The sequence below is a fragment of the Micromonospora profundi genome (assembly GCF_011927785.1).
GTDB lineage: Bacteria > Actinomycetota > Actinomycetes > Mycobacteriales > Micromonosporaceae > Micromonospora > Micromonospora profundi.
Map to the genome: position 1 here is coordinate 2,456,403 of NZ_JAATJK010000001.1, position 15,240 is coordinate 2,471,642.

Sequence of the window (15,240 nt, forward strand, 5' to 3'; positions counted from 1 at the left end):
GCTGCTCGCTAGCGTCGGTCGAGGTGGACCGCACGGTCCGCCGCGTCGGCACCGCAGGAGCGACCGTGTCCCTCTCCGCGTCGGAGCCCGGGCGACGCGGAGCCCGGGCGCCGGCACGCGACCCGGAGGCCTCGCGCCGGGTGACGCTGCTCGAACTCTTCTTCGACCTGGTGTACGTCGTCGCGCTCGCCCTCATCTCCCGTGGGCTCGTGCAGCAGCTCGACTGGCGCCAAGCCGCCCAGGCACTGGTCCTGCTGGCCGCTGTCTGGTGGACGTGGGCGATCACCACACTGGTCACCGACCTGTACGACCCGGAACGCACCGAGATCAAAATGCTGATCAGCGCGGTGATGTTCGGCGCGCTGCTGATGACGACAGCGATCCCGGAGGCGTTCGGTGCCCGCGGGATCGTCTTCGCCGGCGCCTACGTGGCGATCCACCTCGGGCGCGGACTGTTCCTGATGCCCGCCGTACGGCACGAGCCGGAGTTCCAGCGCCGGGCGGCACGGATCGTCACCTGGTTCGCGGTGTCGGCGATACCCTGGATCGTCGGCGCGTTCGTCAGCGGTGACGCCCGGTTGGCCTGCTGGGCCCTCGCGCTCGCTATCGACTACGTGGGCTTCCGGCTCGCGTACCCGGTGCCCGGCCTCGGGGTGGTGCCGGAGGAGCAGCGCAACGTCACCGCCGAGCACCTGTCCGAGCGGTACCAGCAGTTCTTCATCATCGCCCTCGGCGACGCCATCCTGACCATCGGCACCATGTTCAGCCTGGCGCACTCCGAGTGGCAGAACATCGGCGCGTTCGCGGTGGCCTTCGCGACCACCCTGCTGCTGTGGCGGATCTACGTCCACAAGTCCGGCCAACTCCTGCCGCTCGCCATCCAGTCGGCCAGGTTGCCCAGCAGGTTCCTGCTGAGCGCGCCCTACACCCACCTGGTGATGATCGCCGGAGTGGTGACCACGGCCTCCGGGTTCGAACTGCTGCTGCACGAACATCCCGGCCGCGTACCACCGGCGTGGGTGGCGGTGATCCTCGGCGGTCCGGCGCTGTTCCTGGTCGGCCGGGCCGCCTTCGAGTACGAGGTGTTCAGCCGGGTGTCGTGGTCCCGGCCGGGCGGTGTGCTGGCGCTGCTGACCATCGCGTCAGGGGCGCTGTTCCTGCCGTCGTTCTTCGCCTCCCTCGGCGCGATGCTGGTGCTGGCCGGCGTTGCCTACGCTGACTACCGCCGCAGTCTGGGTAGACCTCCGGAGGCGCCTGCGCCACCGCACTGATGCGGGGTCCGCGCCACCGGACCCGCTCACACCAGGGCACCCGCGTACTCCCGGACCCGCAGCCGTTGCCCGGCGGTGTCGCCGAGGCGGACCTGAAGGCCCAGCGGCGCGGCCGCCCGGCGTACGTCGTCCAGATGCAGCGAGCCGTGCCGGTCCACGGTGAGCACCGGCGGTTCCTCCAGTTCGCCTTCCGGCGCGTGGAAGGAGAGCAGGGTCACCGAGGTGGTGCGGTAGCCGGGGTAGGCGGCGCGGGCCGCCGCCTCGTCGCGGTGCACGAGAACCACCAGGTCGGTCAGGTGGGCGAAGTCGGCGGCGAGCGCCCCGGACTTCCAGTGCGCCGGCTCGTCGGGCAGGCCGGTGCGGTGCCGGGACCGGTTCGCCGAGGTGATGTAGAGGTGATCCGATCCGGTCTCGGCGAGCGCCCGCTCGAAGAAGGCGTTCGACGGGCAGGTCAGCCCGGGCGCGATGACCTGGGTGGTGCGCAGCCCACTGTCGACCTGGGTCAGGTGCTCGGGCAGCCGGTCGGCGGCCGGGCCCCGGAAGCCGAATGGCCCGGCGCCGTAGAGGGCGTCCATCAGGGCCAGCACCCGCCCGGCCGGCAACCGGGGCGAGACCCGCGACCAGTCGAACATCGCCGGGATGCGGCAGACGCCTGTGGTGATGCTGCCTACCTGGTCGATCGGGCGGCCCTTGGCCAGGTTGACCAGACGCACGGTGGCGGCGTCCGGACGGCTGACGATGGCGTAGAAGTTGGCGAACGCCACCGCGACGACCGCGCCACCTGCCAGCGCGCGGGCGGCGACCGCGACGTCCTCGGGGCGGTCGATGTAGAGGGGCGGTGTCCGGGCGTCCATGAGTCCTCCTCGGCGGGGCCTCACGCAGTTCTACGTCCGGCAGCCCGCGCGGCGGCGGGAACGGTCGGCGATCCGATAGCCGCCGGTCGGTACGTGGTGCGGGTGGCCGATGCCGGTGCGGTACCGACGGGCCACTGACATCAGCCGGACGGACGACCCGCCGGGGTCGCGGGCGACCGCCGTTAGCCGCGCGACCCGATTGGGTACAACCGGTGCACCTCAGATCCACCACATTCCTTCAGGAGGCAGCGATGCGCGGCACCTCGATACTCGGAGTTCTCGTCGTGATCTGGTTGGTGATCGGCGCTGTCGCCGCGGGCCAGCGGGGTTACTACAGCGGAGACGACACCAACTGCGCCGAGGCCGGCACCATCCTGGTCACCATCGTGGCCGGGCCCTTGAACTACATCGGCGCCAACCCCAAGGTCGACTGCAAGCTGCCCGAACCGTCCAAGTAGGACACCGAGCACCACCGGCCCGCACCCCTGCGAAGGGCGCGGGCCGTTTGCTGCCGCCCGGACGAGCGAGGGCTCGTCCGGGCGGCAGGCGGTGTTCGCGGGATGGTCGTCTGGGCTTGACGCTCAGCGGAAGCAGCGTGCGATCGGCACCGCGCTACCGTCGCAGTTCGTCGGCTCGTTCTCGACGACAACGCTCTCGTCGTCGATCTTGACCTGGGCGTGCTGGGCGAAGATGCCGCCCGGCTTCACGGTGGCGGCGTTGTGTGTGACCTTCGTGGTGTAGAGCGCCAACGAGCCCGCCGTGGCGTAGATGCCGCCGCCCTTGGACGCCGCGCCGACCGCCTCGTTGCCGGTGACGTCGCTGCCGCGTACCAGCAGGTTGGACTTCTCGGCGTAGATGCCGGCGCCGAGACCGTGGGTGGTGTTGCCGTCGACCACGCTGTCGTCGAGCGGCAGCAGACCCTTGACGGTGGAGATGCCGCCGCCGTTGATGGTGGAGGTGTTGCCGCGGATGGTCATCTTGCGCATCACCAGCACCGCGTCGGAGTTGGCGGCACCGCCACCGATCTGCGCTGTGTTGTTCAGCAGCTCGGTGTCGGAGACCTTGGTCCGGGCCGAGAAGCTGGCCATGCCGCCGCCCTGCGCGGCGCTGTTCTGCGTGAAGCTGACGCTCTCCACCTCGGCCGCGCCTCGGTAGTTGCCGAGCCCGCCGCCGTAGCCGTTGGCGCTGTTGTTACGGAACTCGGAACGCTTCAACGTCAGCACACCGCCGTTGAGCAGGCCCCCGCCCTTGCCCGCGGCGCCGGAGGCGCTGTTGCCGATGAACGTTGAGTCGGTGACCACCAGGTTGCCGTCGTTGAAGATGCCACCGCCGCCGCCCTCTGGCGACAGCGACGTGCTGTGGGTGACGGTGACGCGGTCCACGACGGCTGTCGCGCCGTGCACCACGTGCACGCTGCCACCCTCGATGGCGGAGCGACCGTTGTGCAGCGTGACGTCGCGCAGGGTCAGCTCGCCGCCGTCGCGGACTGTGAAGAAGCGGAAGGGCGCGGCCTGGGCGTCGCGGGCGATGGTGGCACCGACGCCGTCCACGGTGATGGGCTGGTAGATCACCGGCAGGCCGGCCGTGTCGTCGGCCGGGTTGTGCGGCGGCGCCTCGGCGTCACCGGGGGTCTCGGCGGCGTCGGCGGCCTCGCGCGCGTCGCGGATCCCGCCGTCGTACTGGTCCGTCTCGTGGAACGCCTCGCTGAGGACGTAGCGGCACCGGGGCGCGAGCCGCAGCTCGCCGCCGCCCTGCGCGTTGGCCGTCACCAGGGCCGCCACCAGCTTCGCGGAGTCGCAGGGCACCTCGACCACACCGCGCTTGCCGGTGCCGGGGGTGTTCCGTGGGGCCCGCCCGGCGTCGTCCCGGTCCCGCTCCCGCTCCGGCCGGTCGCCGGGCCGCCGGTCGTCGTCGCTGGCCGCGGTGCTGAGCTTGGCCAGGCCCGGGAGCGAGAGGTCGCGGTCGGCCGCCGCGGCGACGCCCGCCACGCCGGCCGCCCCCACCACCAGGCTCCCGGCCAGGAAGCCGCCGGCTAAGAACCATCGGGATCGCCGTCTGGGGCGTGCCGGGTCTCCTCCTCGGTACGTGGACATCGTGGTGCCTGCCTTCCTGACTGCTCAACGTGACCGCGCGCCGATCCGGGCGCGGGGTGCTCGACGTGCCGCCGACCACCAAAGGTCACGATAGGGCTGCAATACGGACAGGAAGGTGTGAACGTGAATAACGCTGCCATTCATCTTTTACATCATCAGATGGTGCGCGCCTCACCCCCCGACGTGGATGCCCGGTCGTCGCAACGGATCCGGCTCGGTACGGCGGAGGATCTCCCGTACGACGGGCGGGGTGTCGCCCCGGCCGAGGATCAGGTACCGCAGCAGGTGCGCGAGCGGTCTCCCCTCCGACCACTCGAAGTGCGCGTGCGGCCGGACCCCTGTGGCGTCGCGCATCGCCAGCAGGATCGCCGCTATCGCGTTCGGCGCGGCGGAACTGCTTGCCCTCAGCACCCGGAACCCGCCCACCTCGATCCCGCGCACCTCCAGCACCTGGCTGAACTCCGACGGGTCCCCCACGTCGATCTCCAGGAACAGCACGTCGGCGGCCCCCGGCACCGGGTTGATCCCCCGCTGCCCGCGCTCCTTGATCGTGTACTCCTTCAGCGAGCCCGTCTGCCGCTTGTTCGCGATCAGATGCAGCTGTCCGTCGTGCGCCAACGACTCGGTGATGAAGCGGCGGGCCGGCTCGTCGAAATCGATCCGTTCGGCGCGCAGTTCGGTGGTGCGGGTGACCCGGGAGACCAGCGACACCGCGATGATGCCGAGGATGAACAGCGCCGAGATGGTGATCCCGTCCGGCTTCTCGAAGACGTTCTCGATCAGCGCGTACAGCAGAACCAGGCTCAGCACGCTGAAGCCGACGGCAGCGCCACGCTGGCGGCGGCGGACCGCCGAGATGCTCACCGCCACCGCACCGGAGACCATCATCGCCAGGATGCCCGTCGCGTACGCGCCGGCCTGGGCGTTCACGTCGGCCCGGAAGGCGATCGTGATGGCGACGCTGACCACGGTGTAGACGATCACCACTGGTCGCACCGCCCGCGCCCACTCCGGGGCCATGCCGTACGAGGGCAGGTACCGCGGCACGATGTTGATCAGCCCGGCCATCGCGGAGGCGCCCGCGAACCACAGGATGAACACGCTGCTCACGTCATAGACAGTGCCGAACACCTCGCCCAGATAGGTGTGTGCCAGGAAGGCCAGCGCCCTACCGTTCGCGCCGCCGCCCGGGCGGAACTCCTCGGCCGGGATGAGCGCTGTGGTCACGAACGTCGTCGAGATCAGGTAGACCGACATGATCAGCGCGGCGGTGGTGAGCAGCCGCCGGGTGTTGCGGATCCGGGCCGCCAGGCGGGCCTGCCGATCCGGCCCGTCGGCCGCCACCAGGGGCATCATGCTGACCCCGGTCTCGAACCCGGACAGCCCCAGCACCAGCAACGGGAACGCCAGCACCGCGGTGACAAGCACCTCGCCCGGGCCGGCGCCGCCCTCGGTCAACGCGGCAGTCCAGTCCGACACGATTGTCGGATCGGCGACAATCCGCGACACCGCGACCACCACGATCACCGCGTTGAGCAGCAAGAACACCGCCACCAACGGGATGGCCACCACCACCGCCTCGCGGAACCCGAGAAGGAACACCCCGCCGAGGACGAGCAGCAGCACGACAGTGACCACGACCGGGACCACGGGGTCGTGCATGCTGTCCGGCAGGTACGGATTCTCCAGCAGGTGCACTGTCGCGTCGGCCGACGACAGCGTGATCGTGATGATCCACGAGGTGGCCACGAACCCCAGCAGCACCAGCACGAAGATCTTGCCCCGCCAGAACGGCAGCAACCGCTCCAGCATCGCCACCGAGCCCTGCCCGTGCGGGCTCTCCTGGGCCACCCGGCGGTACATCGGCAACATGCCGAACAGGGTCAGCGCGACGATCAGCAGGGTCGCCAGTGGGGACAGCGCACCGGCCGCCACCGCCGCGATGCCCGGCAGGTACGACAGGGTGGAGAAGTAGTCCACGCCGGTCAGGCACATCACCTGCCACCACGCGTGCCTGCGGTTCTGCCCCTCGGCCGTCTCCGGGCCGGGCGGCTGCACCCGGTGTTCGAAGAGCCACCGGCGCAGCGGACTCGTCGGCGGCCCCGGCCGGGCCGGGCTGGCGACCCGCTCGGGCACCACGACACCGCTGCGACCGCCCCGGTGCGGGCGGGCCGGGTCGCGGGCGGCGCGCAGCGCCGGATCCGGTCCGGTCGGTGTGTGGCGGCGGCCGCTCCAGCGTCGCGGCCTCGCCCGGTGCTCGTCAGCCATCGCCCGTCCCACCCTCGCAGGTTCTGATCCGACGGTAGGTGGTCGCCCACGACCCGAGCGGCGGAACCGGGGACGTGGATGACCTGCTCAGGGGTGGTCCGGTCCGCTTGGCAACCGGCTCGGCGCGGGTGGGCCGACAGCGGTCACCGCTGACGCCGTACGCCGGTCAACGCGCACCCGGCCGGGCAGCGGGTCGCGGCACCGGGTCACCCGGCCGCAACGGGCCGGGTCGCGCACGGCGGGGTCGGGAGGGCCGAGGTCGGGCGGCGGGCCGGCGCCGGGCCAGGACGGTCATGGCGCGGGCGTACCCCGTACCGGCCCGCCGACACCCTCGGAATTCCCGCCGCTCCCCCAACCGCCGGCCGGCACCCCCCGAGCCGGCCGACGGCGGCAGACGGTCGACACCCCCCGGAGCCGACCGGCCGCCTCCCCGACGCGGCCGTCAGACGGCCACACGGGGTGGGTGGAACGTGCGGGACGTGTCCCCGCGCTCCGCCGCCCCACCACCGGGCAGAGCGCGGGGACCCCCCGTCCCCGGCTATTGCAGAAACGCCCCCAGGGGCGAGAGCAGCAGCCGGCCGAGCGCGGCGGCGTTCTTGTCCAACCGTCTGCGCTCACTCTCGTGGGCGGCCGGATCGTGCCGGCACCGCCAGATCTTCTGTGCGTTGCGCCAGGCGACATCGCGGGTGTACTCGACCAGTTCCCCCTGGTACCAGTCGTCGATGTCGCCGTTGAGCATGTCGATGAGCAGTTGCCACTGCTCCAGATAGCCGCGACGCAGACCGGGGATCTTGTCCGCGAAGATGTTGTTGATTTCGAGGTAGTCGTGGTGCTGGTCGCTGCCGTCGACAGGCTCCGACTCCAGGTGGTCGAACGTGGTCACCAGCGCGAACGGCAGGTCGAAGTTGATGTGCGCGTTCACCCCGGCCGCCGCCGACGGCAACGGTCGGGCGTCCGGCCCGCGCATGCGCTCGAAGAGACACGACCACGCCTTCGGGGTGCCGGGGCTGGAGTCGGTCCACAACCGCAACGCGTCGAAGTAGCGGGCGGCGAACTCGACGTCCAGCCGCGCGAGGAACACCGGGTCGATGAAACGGTCGTCGTACAGGCCGTCGAGCACGCTGCTCGTGATCGTCAGGTAGAGCTTGTTGAAGTCCGCAAGCGGGCAGCTCTCCTCCAACGGCGGCAGCCGCACCAGCATGTCCTGGAGTTTGGTGAGGTGATCGACCACCGCTGGCACGTCCGCGGGGTGATCGGCGAGCAGGTCGACGATGTCCCCGTGGACAGGTCCCCAGACCGGTTCGGTCATCTCTCCTCCATGCTGGTTCACGGCCGTACCGCCGTCGACGGGGCTCAGCCTCTCAACAGGCACCCACCCTCGGAATCAGTAAAACGACGTATCCGGCGCGCACAGGCGCCGCGCGGACTACGTACGTCGGTCAGGCGCGCCCGATGCGCAGCTGGATCGCGCTGGCCTGAACACGGGTGCGGACCTGGAGCTTGTCGAAGATGTGCGACACGTGCACGCCGATGGTCCGCTCGCTGATGAACAGACGCTGCCCGATCTCCTTGTTGGTCAGACCCTCGGCGACCAGGGCGAGCACCTCCCGCTCACGCGCGGTGAGTGCGGCCAACTCGTCGTCGACAGGCTGAGCCGGCGTGGCACCCCGGCCAGCGCGATCGTCGCGTTCCTGGAGCGGCACCCGGGCCCGCCCGGCCAACCCCCGGATCTCCGAGGTCAGCGGAACCGCGCCCAACCCCTGCGCCATCTGGTGCGCCTCGCGCAGCAGCCGGCCCGCGGTGGCCAGCCGGCTACGCCGGGCCAGCAGCGCCTCGGCCTGCCGCAGCCGCGAGTACGCCGCCGGGTAGGGATGGTTGCGGCGGTCCCACTCGGCGGCCGAGGTAGCCCACAGCTCCGGATCGCTGCCGTCGAGGCGGCTCACCTCAGCGGCGCACAGCGCCAGGAAGCCGTCCACAACCGACCGCACTGGCGGGGCAGCGGACTCGCTCTTGCGCGCGACGCGATCGGCCACACCACGCAGACGACGCACCGCAGTGGGGTCCACCGCCACGGTACGACTGGCGTGCGCCTCGGCCTCGGCGCGCAGGCCGTGCCAGACCAGCGCGGACAGGATCGTCACGTCGTCCGAACGGCTCTCGGTCAGGCCACGCTGGACCGCCTGGCGTGCCACATCGTGCCGGCCCTCCCACATCGCCAGCCCGGCGCGCAGGGTGAGCAGCGGGATGACGTGCCGGGCACCACCGCCGGCGAGCACCGTCGCCACGGCGTCGAGATCCCGGTCGGCGGCCTCGATGTCGCCGTAGCCCACCGACAGTCGGCAACGGGCCAGCAGCAGCTCGACGGCGTCCGCCCCGGACGGTCGGTGCCGCAGCGCGGCGGCCACCACCTTCTCCGCCTCGGCCCACTGGCCCACCCGGAACAGTCCATTGGTGGCGATGGCAAGCAGCCGCGTCTCCCAGGTACGGCCCAGACCCAGCTCGGCGACCCGCTCGGCACCCCGCCGGGCCACCAGCACCCCCTCTTCGAGGATGTTCAGCGGCCCGGTCAGCAGCTCAGCGAGGTGCAGGTACGCGCACGCCACGTCCTCCGGTTGACCGGCGCGCTCGGCGGTTTCGAGAGCCTGGCGCATGACCGCCAACCCGGCGTCCGGGTCCTCCAGGCAGGCGTCGCTGAAGCCCAGCGCCGAGCTGGCCAGCACCACCTCGGTGGCGGAGCCCTCCACGTCGGCGGCGAGTGCCAGCGCCTCCCGGGCACGCTGTCCGGCGTCGGCGTACCGGCCCAGGTGCAGCAGCAGCTCGGCGAGGCGTGCCGCGGCGGTGGCCCGGTCGCGCGGCGAGCAGTCCGCCGCCTCCAGCGCCCGCTGGTATTCCTCCTCGGCCAGCGCGGAGCGCCCCGCCGCCGCCAGGTAACGGGCCCGCTGGATGTGCAGTGCGCAGGTCGGCTCCCCGCCCTGCAACTCGGCAAGCTCCTCCAGCAGGGCCAACGCACGAGCGTGCTCCCCGCAGTGGTGGGCCGCCTCGGCCGCATGGCCGAGCAGCTCGACCCGGTCCGCCGCCGGCGAGCCGGAGTCCTCGGCCAGCTGCAACGCCGCCGACCAGTGCCGGTGCGCCTCGGCGTAGCCGTGCAGCCGCTCGGCCTCCTGGGCCGCGGCCACAGCGGCCGGCAGGGCACGGGCCGGCTCGCCGGCCAGGCGCCAGTGATGCGCCAACCTGGCCTGCTGCAGCTCGCCCGGCGCGGCGGTCAGCGCCTCGGCGTAGCGCCGGTGGATGCCAGAGCGTTCGGCCGGCAGCAACTCGTGCGCCAGCACCTCGGCCACGAGACGGTGTCGCAGCCGGTAGCCGTCGTCGGCGCCGACCAGCAGCCGGTGAGCCACGGCGGCGCGGGCCGCGTCGATCAGCTCCCCCTCCGGCAGCCCCAACACCTCGGCCAGCAGCCAGTGCTGCACCGGCTCCACACCGGCGGCCACCGCGTGCACCACTGCGTGCGCGTGCTGCGGCAGCGCGTCGACCCGGTCGAGGAAGATCTCCCGCAGCGTCTCGGACAGCCCGTCGCGCCCATCGCGCAGGTCACGGGCCAACTCCTCGACGACGAACGGGTTGCCGCCGCTGCGCTGCCACACCTGGTCGGCCGCCTCGGCGGGCAGGTCACCGCCCAGCACCGCGGCGGCGAGCTTCTCCGTGTCGGCGCGATCCAGTGGGGCCAGGTCGAGCACCCGCACCGAGCGCAGCCGGCGCAGCTCGGTGAGCACCCGACGCAGCGGGTGGGCGCCCTGCAACGACTCGGCGCGCACCGCGGCCAGCACCGACAGCTGAAGGTCACCGAGACCGGCGAGCAGGTAGAGCAGGAGCTGCCGGGTGCTGCGGTCGACCCACTGGAGGTCGTCAAGGATCAGCACCAGCGGTCGCCCCTCGGCGATCAGATGCAGCCCGCGTGACACCCGCTCCAGCAGGGCGCTCGCGCCGTCCGGGCCGCCGGTCTCCTCGGCGAACATCTGCAACAGGCTCCGCACGGCCGAGGAGGTGCGCGCCTGCGAGGCAGGCAGGTCGGCGTCGAAACGCCGCAACGCCTGCAGGAGAGGGTGCAGCGGGGACGCATCGCCGATGTCCAGGCAACCGCCGGTCAACACCAGTGCGCCCTGGTCGCGCAACCGGGCACCGATCTCGCCGAGGAGGCGGGTCTTACCTACACCGCTCTCGCCGGTGAGGAAGACGGCGGCCGTCTGCCCCTGTGCCACGTCACCGATCAGGGCGGACCGAACCGTCTGCACCAGCCCGGCCCGGCCCACGAGCGGTGCGGTGTCCACATCGCTGGCCATGGCACGCAGCCTAATCACACGCCCCTGGACCGTTCTACAACCACTTGCCGCTTGTGGTACTCGTCGCGTCGAGATTGCGACTAAAGGTTGCGGGTGGCCGACATACGTCGTTCGGCAGATCCCCGGTCAGCCCACGAATGCCAATGTCCGGAGGGTCATCAGCCGTCAGCAGGAAAGGGCCGGTGCGCTACCCATGATCACTATCGTCGCCGACAGGCCGCGGACCGACTACCCACATTGGCCGGTACCCGCGGAACGACGCACAGTCACCGTGCTGTTCGTCGACATCGTCGGCTCCACAGCACTTGTCGACAGGCTCGACCCCGAGGACGTCCGCGCCCTGCAACGCGCGTACTTCGACACCGTCGCCGGAGTGCTGCACCGCTGGCAGGGCGTTGTCGAGAAGTACGTCGGCGACGCGGTGATGGCACTGTTCGGGGCGCGGCACTCCGACGGCTTCGACGCGTACCGGGCGGTGCGCGCGGGACTGGAGATCCAGGCCGCGCTGGACCGTCGCTCGACGGTCGGCGACATCCGGCTGCGGGTCCGCGTGGGCGTCGCCACCGGCGAGGTGGTGGTCGACCTGGGCGACGCGGTCAGCGGGGGCCACGGCGTCGCCAGCGGCGCGGTGATCACCACGGCGGCCCGCCTCCAGGAGTACGCGCCTCCCGGCGCCGTCGCGCTCTGCGCCACCACGGCCCGGGCCACCGCCGGTCTGATCGCCCAACGCCAACTGGTATCGGTGCCGGTCTCCGGCCGGGTGTCGCCGATGCCGGTCTGGCATGCCGTCGGCCCGATACGCCCCAGCGTCGCCCGGCACGACGGCCCACTGATCGGCCGCCGCCGCGAGCTGGCCACCATCTCCGAGCAGCTGACCCGGGCGCTGCGGGAGCGCTCGCCCCGCTGGGTGTCAGTGGTCGGCCCGACCGGCAGCGGCCGTAGCCGCATGCTGCACGAGCTGACCCGAACGCTGTCCACGATGGACGACGTGTCGGTGCGGTGGTGCGTGGTGGGCTGCCCGCCGTACCCCGATCAGGTTCTCGCGCCGGTCGCGGAGCTGGTCCGCAACCTGGCCGGGATCCGGCACGGTGACGGCCCGGCCACGGTCCGCAAACGCCTGACCGACACCTTGACGCCGTTGTTCACACCGGACCGGGTCGCAGCGGCGGTGCCGGCGTTGCAGCAGCTGCTTGCCGTTCCAGACGGCGGCGCCGACGCCCTGACCGGCGCAGCGATCTGCCGCGACGTCCTGCTGCGCCTGGCCGCCGACGGCCCGCTCGTCGTCGCAGTGGACGACGTGGACCGGGCCGCGCCGGCCGTGAGCCGGTTCCTGCACGCGCTGTTCAGCACCGCGACGGCGCGCGAGCTCCCGCTGGCGGTGCTCACCGTGCACCAGCCGCAGTGGGCCGACACCCGACCCGGCCCGGCCCGCCGGGTGGCGATCCGGCCGCTGGCCACCGTGCAGTCCGGTCGGCTGCTGCGCCACCTGCTGGCCCGCGCCGGCCAGCCGGTCGCCCTTGTCGACCGGCTGCTGCCGCTGGTCGGAGGACGACCCGGGCACGCGGCCGCGTACGTGGCAGCGATCACGACGTGTGCGGACCCGACGGCGGGCGGGCTGCCCGACGCGGTGCGCAGGGCCGCCGGCGCGGAGCTGGACCGGTTCGGCGGTGAGCACCGTGCGGTGCTGATGGCAGCCGGCACCCTCGACGGCGGGATCTCCGGCGCGGCCATCGACCGCGCGCTCGACTGGGCGCCCGGGCGATCGGCCGCGGCGCTGCGTGATCTGGTCGCCGCCGGGCTGCTGCTCCCCCGCCGCGGCGGCGGGTACGCGTTCACCGCTCCCGCGCTGCGCCAGGTTGCCGCCGAGCGGCTGCCCCGCGCGCTGCGGGCCGTCTTCGCCCGCCGGGCCGCCGGCACTCCGCGCCTGCACAGCGTCCACTCGTTGGCCCGGCAGCCCGACAGCCGCGCTGCCGCCGTCCACCCTGGCGCCGTCAGCGCCGTCAGCGCCGTCAGCGCCGTCAGCGCCGTCAGCGCTGGCACTGTCAGCGCTGGCACTGTCAGCGGCTCGCCCGCGCGGCACGCCGAGGTCGTGCGTCTCGACACCGCGTTGGCCGGCTCGGCACCGGTGCCCCGCCGCACTCCCGTCTCGGCGGGCACCCCATCGGCCGCGGCGATCCACGACATCAGCAGTCCGCTGGGCGTGCGACGGCTCCGAGCCGTCGGGTCGGCCGGTCATGCGCCGTCGGACCGGACCCTGCCGGGGTCCGTGTCGCACACCGGCACGCTCACTCAGTTACCCCTGCGGGCCGACCGGCTCCCTGCGGCGAACCGTGCGGCGCCCGCCGTGCCGGGGCCAGCGGGACGCCTCACCCGGGCCGGCGTCGGCGCTTTACCCGGTGCGGCGCACGGCGTACCCGCTGTGGTGCCGGTCCGTCCGCTGGAGGGCCTGGCCGCCTCCGCCTGAACGCCCGGCATCACGGGGCAGTGCGGCGAGGCGGACCCCCCGCGGCGGACGGGACACGGACCGCGCGCCACGGTGGGAGGCAGCGTTACCTGTCGATCGTTCAGCCGGCGGCCAGGAAGGCCAGCACCCGTGGCCAGGCCGCGTCGGCTGCGTCCGGGGCGTACTCGTCGAGGTCGGGGTCGGTGAACAGGTGCCCCGCGCCGGGGTAGCGGAACACCGTCAGGTCGGCACCGGCGTCGGTCATGGCCCGCTGCCACTCGTCGACCTCGTCCGGCGCGTCGTACGGGTCCGGGTCGGCGAGGTGCAGGTGCACCGGCAACCCGGGTCGAACCGCGTCCGGCGCGCCACCGGTGCCGTGCAGCAGGAGCAGCGCGGCGGCGTCGGGGCGTTCGGCGAGCAGCGCTCCTGCGACACCGGCGCCCATCGAGAAGCCGGCGAGCACGGTCTCCGGCGGGAGGTCCCGCAGCGCTGTGCGGGCCCGGTCGAGCACCACCTCGTGGCCGACCTTGTCGAGCAGCGCGAAGCCCTCCTCGACGGTTTCGGTGGCGGGCACTCCGTACAGGTCGGGGGTGACGACCCGGTGCCCGGCGGCGCGCAGCCGGTCGGCGGCGGCGCGTACGGCGGGTCGCAGCCCGTACACCGAATGGAACAGCACGACGTGTCGCATCAGGTCATCCTGCCGCAGCGCGACGACGATTCCGGTGCGGCCACGCGGGAGCGCGGTCAGGCCAACGCCGTCAGCCGGTCCACCAGTTCCGACGGCGGCGGCATGGCGGCGATCTCCCGGCTGACCTCCGCGGCGGCGATGCGGAGGCCGTCGTCGGTGAGCAGGCGGGTGAGCGTCAGCGCGGTGATGTCGCGGGGGCGCAGGGCCAGGCCGGCACCTCGACGGGCCACCAGCTCGGCGTTGTGCCGCCGGTCCCCCGCGCCCACGGTGGCCAGTTGGGGCAGGCCGGCGGCGAGAGCACCGAGGGCACTGCCCGCACCGCCGTGGTGGACCAGCGCCGCGCTCGCCGGCAACGCCTCGTCGAGCGGAATCCAGTCGACCACCCGCACGTTGCCGGGCAGCGACCGAGCCGACCGCGCATCGGGCCGGACCAGCACGATCTCGGCGTCCACCCCGGCGGCCGCGGCCACCACGGCGGGCATCGGCCCTCGGTCGCCGGGGCCGGTGAGGGTGCTGCGGGTGACCAGGATCCGGGGCCGCTCACCCGGCTCACGCAGCCACGCCGGCAGCTCGCCGCCGCCGGCATAGGAGTCGTACCGCATCGGCCAGCCGCTCTGGGCGGCCACGCTGGGCGGAGCCACGGCGAGCGCGGCGGCCGGCGGCGGTAGCTCGGCCAGGCCGTGCCGGCGCAGGGCGGCGCCGAGCCGGGCGGTGGTGGCACGGACCAGTTCCCGGCCGTCGAAGAGGGCGTTCTCCTGGCGTACGGCCGGAATGTCGAGCCGCGCGGCGGCGACCGCTCCGGCGACGGCGAACGGCTCGTGCAACACCAGATCCGGCTGCCACCGGGTGGCAAGCGCGACCACCGAATCGGTGAGGTGGTCGTTGAGCTTGCCGAACAGCAGGCCGGCGCCCCGGGTGCCGGCGGTGCCGGCCAGCTCGGCGCGCGCGATCAGCGGATGACGGGGGAAGACCCGCAGCGCGATCCGGCCGAAGTCGAACCCCGGCGCGATGTCGTGCCCCGGCAGGCCGGCGTCGGCGGCTGCCAGCCCGCCGCCACCGGTGGCCAGCAGTACGTCATGGCCGGCGTCGCGTAGCGCGAGAGCGAGCGGCACGAGCGGGAAGACGTGCCCGACCAGCGGGGCGGAGACCACCAGCACGCGCATGGACGCTGATCCTATGTCAACAGAGCTGGAGCCGAATGCCCGTGCGGCCCGGGGCAACCCTGCCGGCCAGGCCGCCAGATCCGGCTGTACGCGGTGCGCCGGGCTGGCTATCCGGCCAGCCCG

10 protein-coding genes are annotated in these 15,240 nt (G+C 72.8%); 3 read left to right on the forward strand and 7 right to left on the reverse strand.

The features are described from left to right. Positions 1–23 precede the first annotated feature (23 nt). On the forward strand, positions 24–1,271 hold the full coding sequence (locus tag F4558_RS10895) for a low temperature requirement protein A (RefSeq protein WP_231640202.1): 1,248 nt from the start codon (positions 24–26) through the stop codon (positions 1,269–1,271). Between the two features lie 26 nt (positions 1,272–1,297). Here the strand turns inward: F4558_RS10895 and F4558_RS10900 are convergent, their stop codons facing one another. Beyond that, the gene (locus F4558_RS10900) at positions 1,298–2,125 is read right to left on the reverse strand and encodes a hypothetical protein (RefSeq protein WP_053659905.1); all 828 of its coding nucleotides are present in this window, start codon (positions 2,123–2,125) and stop codon (positions 1,298–1,300) included. A gap of 251 nt (positions 2,126–2,376) precedes the next feature. On the opposite strand from F4558_RS10900, the gene F4558_RS10905 reads away from it, so the two are divergent. Then, a complete protein-coding gene (locus F4558_RS10905; RefSeq protein ID WP_053660102.1) occupies positions 2,377–2,583 on the forward strand; it encodes a hypothetical protein in 207 nt (68 codons plus the stop codon). Between the two features lie 123 nt (positions 2,584–2,706). On the opposite strand, the gene F4558_RS10910 is transcribed toward F4558_RS10905, so the two are convergent. From F4558_RS10910 to F4558_RS10925, 4 genes are all read right to left on the reverse strand, one after another. Continuing rightward, complete coding sequence (locus F4558_RS10910) at positions 2,707–4,218, reverse strand: right-handed parallel beta-helix repeat-containing protein (protein WP_167943945.1); 1,512 nt, start codon at positions 4,216–4,218, stop codon at positions 2,707–2,709. Between the two features lie 171 nt (positions 4,219–4,389). Continuing rightward, positions 4,390–6,486 carry an APC family permease gene (locus F4558_RS10915; protein ID WP_209273257.1) on the reverse strand — a complete coding sequence of 699 codons (2,097 nt, stop codon included), beginning with the start codon at positions 6,484–6,486 and terminating at the stop codon, positions 4,390–4,392. A 538-nt stretch (positions 6,487–7,024) separates the two neighbouring features. Then, positions 7,025–7,795, reverse strand: coding sequence for a DUF5995 family protein (locus F4558_RS10920; RefSeq protein WP_053659900.1), 771 nt, complete (start codon positions 7,793–7,795; stop codon positions 7,025–7,027). 130 nt (positions 7,796–7,925) lie between these two features. Beyond that, positions 7,926–10,823, reverse strand: a complete 2,898-nt coding sequence (locus tag F4558_RS10925; protein ID WP_167943946.1) for a helix-turn-helix transcriptional regulator — start codon at positions 10,821–10,823, stop codon at positions 7,926–7,928. Between the two features lie 271 nt (positions 10,824–11,094). Here F4558_RS10925 and F4558_RS10930 point away from each other — a divergent pair, with 271 nt between their 5' ends. Continuing rightward, entirely contained in the window at positions 11,095–13,287 is a 2,193-nt protein-coding gene (locus F4558_RS10930; RefSeq protein WP_376767512.1) for an adenylate/guanylate cyclase domain-containing protein, read from the forward strand. A gap of 100 nt (positions 13,288–13,387) precedes the next feature. Here F4558_RS10930 and F4558_RS10935 read toward each other — a convergent pair whose 3' ends face one another. Together F4558_RS10935 and F4558_RS10940 are read right to left on the reverse strand one after the other, a co-directional pair. Further along, positions 13,388–13,954 (reverse strand): dienelactone hydrolase family protein, encoded by a 567-nt coding sequence (locus F4558_RS10935; protein WP_053659895.1) that lies wholly within the window; start codon positions 13,952–13,954, stop codon positions 13,388–13,390. Between the two features lie 56 nt (positions 13,955–14,010). Next, positions 14,011–15,117, reverse strand: a complete 1,107-nt coding sequence (locus F4558_RS10940) for a nucleotide disphospho-sugar-binding domain-containing protein (RefSeq protein ID WP_167943947.1) — start codon at positions 15,115–15,117, stop codon at positions 14,011–14,013. Positions 15,118–15,240: the final 123 nt, after the last annotated feature.

Coding starts and splice junctions, on each gene's coding strand:
- F4558_RS10900 (WP_053659905.1), bottom strand. CDS start 2,125: ATGGACGCCCGGACACCGCCCCTCTACATCGACCGCCCCGAGGACGTC.
- F4558_RS10905 (WP_053660102.1), top strand. CDS start 2,377: ATGCGCGGCACCTCGATACTCGGAGTTCTCGTCGTGATCTGGTTGGTG.
- F4558_RS10910 (WP_167943945.1), bottom strand. CDS start 4,218: ATGTCCACGTACCGAGGAGGAGACCCGGCACGCCCCAGACGGCGATCC.
- F4558_RS10915 (WP_209273257.1), bottom strand. CDS start 6,486: ATGGCTGACGAGCACCGGGCGAGGCCGCGACGCTGGAGCGGCCGCCGC.
- F4558_RS10920 (WP_053659900.1), bottom strand. CDS start 7,795: ATGACCGAACCGGTCTGGGGACCTGTCCACGGGGACATCGTCGACCTG.
- F4558_RS10925 (WP_167943946.1), bottom strand. CDS start 10,823: ATGGCCAGCGATGTGGACACCGCACCGCTCGTGGGCCGGGCCGGGCTG.
- F4558_RS10935 (WP_053659895.1), bottom strand. CDS start 13,954: ATGCGACACGTCGTGCTGTTCCATTCGGTGTACGGGCTGCGACCCGCC.
- F4558_RS10940 (WP_167943947.1), bottom strand. CDS start 15,117: ATGCGCGTGCTGGTGGTCTCCGCCCCGCTGGTCGGGCACGTCTTCCCG.